Here is a 6,909-nt window from a genome sequence, read left to right as displayed (position 1 = left end):
CGAGGACTCCGAAGCGTGCCGCCGTGACGCCGTGCCGGCGGGTGATCTCGGCGACGACCTGCGCGGCCACGCCCCGGCGTTCGGCGTTGTCTCGCCACCTCATGCAATAGCCCTGTGCGTCCATGTCTTCGGACCAATTTAGGGTGTAGCGAATGAGCAGGGGGCCTCGACAACGCGCACGCGGCATCACACAGATCACCCGGGGACTGGGCACGCTGGACAGAGAACTGTTCGATGCCATCGCCGAGACGGACACGCCGTTGCTGGACACCGTCATGCCGCCGCTGACCCGCGCGGCCGACCGTTCCAAGCTCTGGGTCGGCATCGGTGCGGCGCTGCTCGCCACTGGCAGGCAAAGTGCGCAGCGCGGCGCGATCCGCGGATTGGTAACGCTGGCCGCAACCAGCCTGGTCACCAACCAGGTGGCCAAACGGATCCGCCGGCGGCCGCGCCCCGGCTATGACTTGGTGCCTCTGATCAGGCAGGTCCGCCGGCACCCGACGTCGAACTCGCTCCCGTCCGGGCACTCCGCCAGCGCCGCCGCGTTCGCCGTCGGGGTGGGGCTGGAGAACCCGCCGCTGGGTTTCGGGCTGGCGCTGCTGGCCGGGCTGGTGGGTTTGTCACGGGTGGCGACCGGCGCGCACTACCCCGGCGACGTCATTGCCGGATTCGGCATCGGCTCGGGCCTGGCCGTGCTGGGCGGCCGGCTCGTTCCGCCGATCATCGAAACCGCCCGTCCGCGAACCGAACCGCTCCGCGTCGCCGCGCCGCAGCGGCCGGACGGCGCCGGCGTGGTCCTGGTCATCAACCCGGAGTCGGGCAGCGGCACCGGCGCCCGGGTGGTCGACCAGGTGCGCGCCGAGCTGCCCAAGGTCGACATCCGCGAGCTGGGCCCCGGCGACGACCCTGTCCAGGTTCTGCGCGGGGCGGCCGAACAAGCCGAGGTGCTGGCCGTGGGCGGCGGCGATGGCACCGTCGCGGCCGCCGCCGGGGTCGCCATCGACGCGGGACTTCCGCTGGCGGTCTTTCCCGCCGGGACGTTCAACCACTTCGCCAAGGACATCGCGTGTGACACCGTGGCCAAGACGGTCGACGCCATCCGGCGCGGCCACGTGGCGTGCGTAGACCTGGTGTGTCTCAACGAGACACAAATGGTCCTCAACACCGCCAGCATCGGCGCGTACCCGGCCTTCGTGCGGCGACGCGAAAAACTCGAGAAACGCATCGGCAAGCCGCTGGCCGGTCTCTACGCGATGCTGCGCACGTTGCGCACGGACGAGCCCGTGCGTATCCGCTACGACAACAAGACCCTCCTGACATCGCTGTTCTTCCTGGGCAATTCGCTGTACCTGCCGACCGGGTTCGCGCCATCGCGGCGGACCCGCATGGACGACGGCCTGATCGATGTCCGCATCCTCGAGACCGGCCGCCGCTGGGCGAGGACCAGGATCCTGACCGCACTCGTCCTGGGGCGCCTGGAGCGCAGCCCGCTCTACCACGAGTTGCAGGTGCCGGAATTCAGCTTCAGCGCCGTCGACGGTCCCACGGTCATCGCCTGCGACGGCGAGGTGGGCCACCGCTACGACGAGGCCAGCTTCAGCGCGAAGTACCGAGTCCTTCCGGTGTTTCGGCCGCTTCCCGACGACCAGTGACTCCCTCGGTGAGGTCGCGCACCCGCGCGTAATGCGCCAGCACCTCCGGCGCGGGATTGGCGGTGTATTCGTCTGCGGGCGGGGGATGCCACGCGGGCGGACGGTCCGATTCGCTCAACGCCCAGGCCGCCTGCCGCGCCGCGCCCAACGCGACGTATTGCGCCGGCGTTGGTGCGAGCACCGGCATGCCGAACACCGCGGGCGCGATCTCGCGCAGCGCCTGCGATTGCGCGCCGCCGCCGACCAGCAGGATGCGGCGTACGACGACACCGTGCGCGGCCAGATGCGCGATCCCGTCTGCGAGCGAGCACAGCAATCCCTCCACCGCGGCCCGGGCCAGATTGGCCGGTGTCGCATTGGCGGCACGCAGGCCGTGCAGCGCGCCAGTCGCGTTGGGCCGGTTGGGAGTTCGTTCGCCTTCCAGGTAGGGGACCAGCACCAGACCCGCGCTGCCGGGAGGCGCCGACAGCGCGAGCCGGGACAGTTCATCCTGGCCGACTTGCAGCATCGCAGCGGCGGCCTCGAGCACCCGCGCCCCGTTGAGGGTGCACACCAGCGGGAGATAGCGCCCGGCGCCGTCGGCGAATCCGGCGACGTATCCCGCGTCGTCGCGGACCGGATCCGCGGTGACGGCGGCCGCCACGCCCGAGGTCCCGATCGAGACGATCACGTCGCCCTCCTCGGCGCCCAGGCCCAGCGCCGCGGCGGCATTGTCACCGAGTCCCGCGCCGAATGCGCTTGCGCCGCCGTCGGTTCGGCCCGATGGGCTGAGCACGGCCGGCAGTCGGGGGCGACGGCCGCGCAGCGCCAGTTCCAGCAGATCGAAGCGGTAAGCCCCCGTTGCGGCGTCGTAATAGCCGGTGCCGCTGGCGTCGCTGCGGTCGGTGGTCAGGGTCGCGATGTCGGACTCGCCGCGCAGCCGCCACGTCAGCCAATCGTGCGGCAGGCAGACCGCCGCGGTGCGGTCCGCGTGCTGTGGCTCGTGGTCGGCCAGCCAGCGCAGTTTCGCCACCGTGATCGCGGCCAGCGGCACGACGCCGACGGCCTGGGCCCACGACCGGGCTCCACCGAGCTCGCCGACGAGTGCGCGCGCGGCGTCGGCCGATCGCACGTCGTTCCACAGCAGCGCGGGGCGCACCACCCGCCCCGCTGGGTCCAGGCACACCATGCCGTGCTGCTGCGCACCGACGGCGACCGCCCCGACGCCATCCAGGCCACCCGCGTCGGCGATGGCCCTGCGGGCCGCGACTTCCCATGCCGCCGGGTCGATTTCGGTGCCGTGCGGATGACTGGCGTGTCCCTGGCGCACCACCCGGCCGGTGGCACCGTCGCACACCAGCACTTTGCAGGACTGTGTCGACGAGTCGATGCCGGCGACCAGGGTCATGATCCGTCGGCACCGATCAGCGCCCGCAGCGTCGCGCGGGCGCCGTTGCAGTGCAGCGAGTCCAGCGCCCACAGGTAAGCCTCACGGAAGCGTTCGTGATCGACGAGATCACCAAACACCGAACGGTTGGCCAGGAATGCGACCGGGTTGTCGCGTTGCGAGCGGGCGATCGGAACAAGGGATTCGGCGAGCCGGTCCACCACTTCGATCGGTTCGCCTTGTTCGTCGACGCCCTCGGCGTAGCGTGCCCAGCTCGCGACGATCGCCGCGGAAAGCCGCACTCCGCCGCCGGCGCGCAGATTGTCGCGCACCACGGGCAACAACCACTTGGGAATGCGATCCGAGGACTCGGCGCACAACCTGGCCACGGTGTCGCGGATGTAGGCGTTGGCGAAGCGCGGCAGGAGTCCGGCTTTGAACTCGTCGAGCCCCGGGACGCGCTGCAGCGTCGGCATGGCTTCCGAATTCATATAGCGAGCAAGGAACTCGGCGATCAGCGGATCCTGAGCGGCATCGTGCACCAGCCGGTATCCGGCAAGGTAAGCGAAATAGCACAGGCCCTGATGCGAGGCATTGAGCAACCGCAACTTCATCGCCTCATACGGAGCCACGTCGTCGACGAGTTGCACCCCGGCTTGATCCAACGGTGGCCGGCCGGCGGCGAAGTCGTCCTCGACGACCCACATCGCGAAGGGCTCGGCTGTGACGGGCCAGGCATCGGCCACACCGAATTCGGAGTCCAGCCGCTCGAGCACGTCGGGCGTGGTCACCGGCGTGATCCGGTCAACCATCGAGTTGGGGAAGGTAGTCTTCTCGCACATCCATTGCGCGAGTTCGGGATTGAATTGTTCGGCGTACGACGTGAAGACGCGCCGCGCCATGTCGCCATTTCCGGCGATGTTGTCGCAGGAGACGATCGTGGGGGAGGGCAGGCCGCGCTCGCGCCGCCGGTTGCACGCCTCGGCCACCAACCCGAACACCGCGCTGAGCGGTGGCTGATAGCCGCCCTCGGTGATGGTGAGCGAGATGATCCGGGTGGCCGGATCGGCGAGCAGATCGACCACCGAGTCGGGATCGTCAGGCGCATAACGGTAGTCGACGATGGAGCCGATGACCCGCGGCTGTCGCGTGCCGTCGGGGTGTTCGAGGATCAGCGTGTAGAGGTGGTCCTGGCCGCGCAGTGCGTCGCGCATTCGCCGGTCACCCGGCAGCACACCGATTCCGCAGATCCCGAAGTCCCGAGCGAGCCCGTCGCTGAGCAACCGGTCGAGGTACATGGCCTGGTGGGAACGGTGAAAACCGCCGACGCCGAAATGCGCTATGCCGACGCCGATTTGGCTGCGGTCATACGTCGGGACCGGGATCTCGAGGCCGGCCAGGTTCGCTGCGTTGAGCTTCACTCGAGGTCACCTTAGCGCGGACCGCCGCGCGCGGGGCTAAAACGCCTCAGGCGTTAGGGCACAGATCGCGCAGGGCGAAGATCACCACGTCCGCGGCCTGTCGACCGTTGATCCCACCGGTGCCCTGGTCGGCGTCCGAGCGCTGCAGAGCCAAACCCTCGAGTTGTTGCGGAGAAGCGCCCCACGAAAGCTGCTGGCAGAGGTCCGCACCCATTTGCAACAGCTCCGGGTCCCCGCCGTTGACGGCGTGGATACCGGCGTTGTGCAGGTCGTTGATAAAGGCGGCCTGGTCGGCCCGCGCCGGCCCGGCGCAGAGGACCCCGGCGAGCACAAGCGGCCCACTCGCCAGCGCCGCACCCACGAACCGGCCAAACTGCCTGCGTGCCACCATCAACCTTCTCCCTTGTCTGCGCCCGATGCGGATGATGCACTTTTACACAAAAGTGCGAAGACCCGTCGCGCAAACTGATCGGGAGAGTGAACAGTCGGCCAAGAACAGCTGTCGGGCACGGCACCCACCGCGGGCCGGCACGCAGCCGATCGCCACCGCGCTCGCGAGCGGGCGCACTGCGAAAGAGTCAGACGAGCGCTAGCCGTTGGGGCAAAGATCGCGCTCGGCGTAGCCGACGATGTCGTTCGCCTGCTGCGGACTGAGCCCGCCAGCTCCTTGCCGTTCGTCGGAGCGTTGCAGGGCCAATCCCACAAGCTGGGATTCGGGAGCGCCCCACGCCAGCTGCTGGCATACGTTCAGGCCCGCCTGCAGCAGTGCGCCGTCACCGCCGGTGACGGCGTGGACCCCGTCTTTGTGCATGTCATTGAGGAAAGTGGTTGCGTCGGCCTGCGCTGGGCCGGCCCAAATAAGGCTGGCGAGAAGCGGGCCGCCGAGTAGGGCCGAACCGATGAACCCGGTGGTGAGACGAAGTGGTGCCATAGCCTCTTCTCCTCGTTGCGTCAACAGTTCTAATCTCGATGTTAACTTTTATGTAACCTTCAAAGCCATAACTGTTCACCAACAGTTTCCTGTGAGGGACCTGCGGAAAATTAAATTCCGTGAGATTCGAAGTTCGTTCTGGCAACCGATGACCTTGGGCGTGTAGTGGCGTTTCACCGTCTCCAGTAAAGATTGTGTGATTTGCCGCGCCGAGAGCAGCAAAAGAATCGGGTTGCCGGCAACCCGGCGTCCCGTGCAGGAAGGTGTCCGCGTGATCGCCGGAGTGACGACCGACGGCGGTAAGGCGCCCAGGCTGTGATCGGGCGTGCCGATCGTCGGGCACAAATCGTCCAGTCAGCCTAGGGCGCAGGCGTATTCGTGCACGTCGATCGGTGTCTGCCGATTGTGTTTTGGTTCGTGACAGCGTTGTGACGTCACCATTTGGAAACGGCCCGGTGCGGCGTGGCGCGTGTCGCGCGTGTCCTGCTGACAATTGGCGCGGTCGCGAAAGTGACCTCGGTACGGCTAGGCGGGCCTGCTGCACCACTGCGGAAATAGCTGAGCGTGAATAAAGGAGAGTTGACGCTGATGGCGATCGTCGATCGGTTCAACATCAAAGTAGTTGCCGGCGTTGGGTTGTGCGGAGCTGCTATCGCGTTGAGCCCCGGCGCGGCGGCCGCCCCGCTGATCACGGGTGGCAACGCGTGCATCGAGGGGCAGGCCGGCGAGGTGGCGCCGACCGCCGGTGGTCCGGTCGCAGCGGCTGGACCCGTGGCTGCGGGTGCGCCGGCCGCCGGGGGCATGTGCGCTGCGCCCATGATCGATATGTCCGGCGTGCCGATGGCTGTGCCAGGCCCCGTGCCGGTCGGTGCTCCGGTGCCGATCGTGCCGCCGCTGCCCCTTGCACCGCCGGTGCCGATAGTGCCGCCGGTGCCGGTGGTGCCGGCCGGTGCGCCGCTGATTGCGCTCGGTGGGCCGGCGGCTGCCGGAGCTCCCCTGGATGCGGCCGCTCCGCTCATCGACATGTCCGGGGTGAAGGATGCGCCAACCGGCGCCGCACCGAGCGGCGGACCGGTGCCGGGTCAGCCGGTCCCTGCCGGTCCCTCGGGCGCGAGCTGAGGCTTATTCGGATTGAACGGGACGGGCCCGCTGGCAGCAACCAGCGGGCCCGTCCCGTTGTGTGGCCGCCGTGCGCGGCCCACGGCGACAGCGTCGTGTCCCAAGCCGGAAGCCGACGTTTGCGGTGAAAAGCCACGCAGGTCAGCATGATTGAAGCGATGCGGGGGGCCTACGCCTGGGTGCGGAGCTTCCTAATTGTAAGTCGAGTCCACGACGATCACCGGGTCGCCGACGTTGACGTGGTCGTAGTACCACTCGGCGTCGTCCGGACTCAGGCTGATGCAGCCGTGGCTGACGTTCTCGAGCCCCAGTGACGAGACGGCCCACGGAGCCGAATGCACGAACAGGCCGCGGTCGGTGATGCGGACGGCGTAATTCACCGTGAGCAGGTAACCGTTGGGATCGTCGACTGGAATGCCG

At 68.4% G+C, this 6,909-nt stretch carries 7 protein-coding genes; 2 read left to right on the top strand and 5 right to left on the bottom strand.

The window, feature by feature from the left end; genetic code table 11:
- Nucleotides 1–152: 152 nt before the first annotated feature.
- A complete protein-coding gene (locus A5652_RS11895) occupies nucleotides 153–1,652 on the top strand; it encodes a bifunctional phosphatase PAP2/diacylglycerol kinase family protein (protein ID WP_067350933.1) in 1,500 nt (499 codons plus the stop codon).
- Here A5652_RS11895 and A5652_RS11890 read toward each other — a convergent pair.
- The 4 genes from A5652_RS11890 to A5652_RS11875 form a co-directional block, all read right to left on the bottom strand.
- Nucleotides 1,597–3,039, bottom strand: coding sequence for an FGGY family carbohydrate kinase (locus A5652_RS11890; protein ID WP_067350930.1), 1,443 nt, complete (start codon nucleotides 3,037–3,039; stop codon nucleotides 1,597–1,599). The two genes, A5652_RS11895 and A5652_RS11890, sit on opposite strands and share 56 nt — an antisense overlap.
- Complete coding sequence (locus A5652_RS11885) at nucleotides 3,036–4,439, bottom strand: mannitol dehydrogenase family protein (protein ID WP_067350927.1); 1,404 nt, start codon at nucleotides 4,437–4,439, stop codon at nucleotides 3,036–3,038. The genes A5652_RS11890 and A5652_RS11885 overlap by 4 nt, the downstream gene beginning before the upstream one ends.
- 46 nt (nucleotides 4,440–4,485) lie before the next feature.
- On the bottom strand, nucleotides 4,486–4,830 hold the full coding sequence (locus A5652_RS11880; protein WP_067350924.1) for a DUF732 domain-containing protein: 345 nt from the start codon (nucleotides 4,828–4,830) through the stop codon (nucleotides 4,486–4,488).
- A gap of 198 nt (nucleotides 4,831–5,028) precedes the next feature.
- A complete protein-coding gene (locus A5652_RS11875; protein ID WP_067350920.1) occupies nucleotides 5,029–5,370 on the bottom strand; it encodes a DUF732 domain-containing protein in 342 nt (113 codons plus the stop codon).
- Nucleotides 5,371–5,949: 579 nt separating this feature from the next.
- On the opposite strand from A5652_RS11875, the gene A5652_RS11870 reads away from it, so the two are divergent.
- The gene (locus A5652_RS11870) at nucleotides 5,950–6,489 is read left to right on the top strand and encodes a hypothetical protein (protein WP_067350916.1); all 540 of its coding nucleotides are present in this window, start codon (nucleotides 5,950–5,952) and stop codon (nucleotides 6,487–6,489) included.
- Nucleotides 6,490–6,680: 191 nt separating this feature from the next.
- Here A5652_RS11870 and A5652_RS11865 read toward each other — a convergent pair.
- Nucleotides 6,681–6,909 (bottom strand): L,D-transpeptidase (locus tag A5652_RS11865; protein WP_156745290.1); only part of this gene is annotated, 229 nt, incomplete at its 5' end.

Origin of the sequence: Mycobacterium sp. 1165178.9 (genome assembly GCF_001673555.1) — a bacterium.
GTDB lineage: Bacteria > Actinomycetota > Actinomycetes > Mycobacteriales > Mycobacteriaceae > Mycobacterium.
The sequence above is the reverse complement of the archived record's forward strand: the minus strand, read 5'-3'. Positions and strand labels throughout refer to the sequence as shown.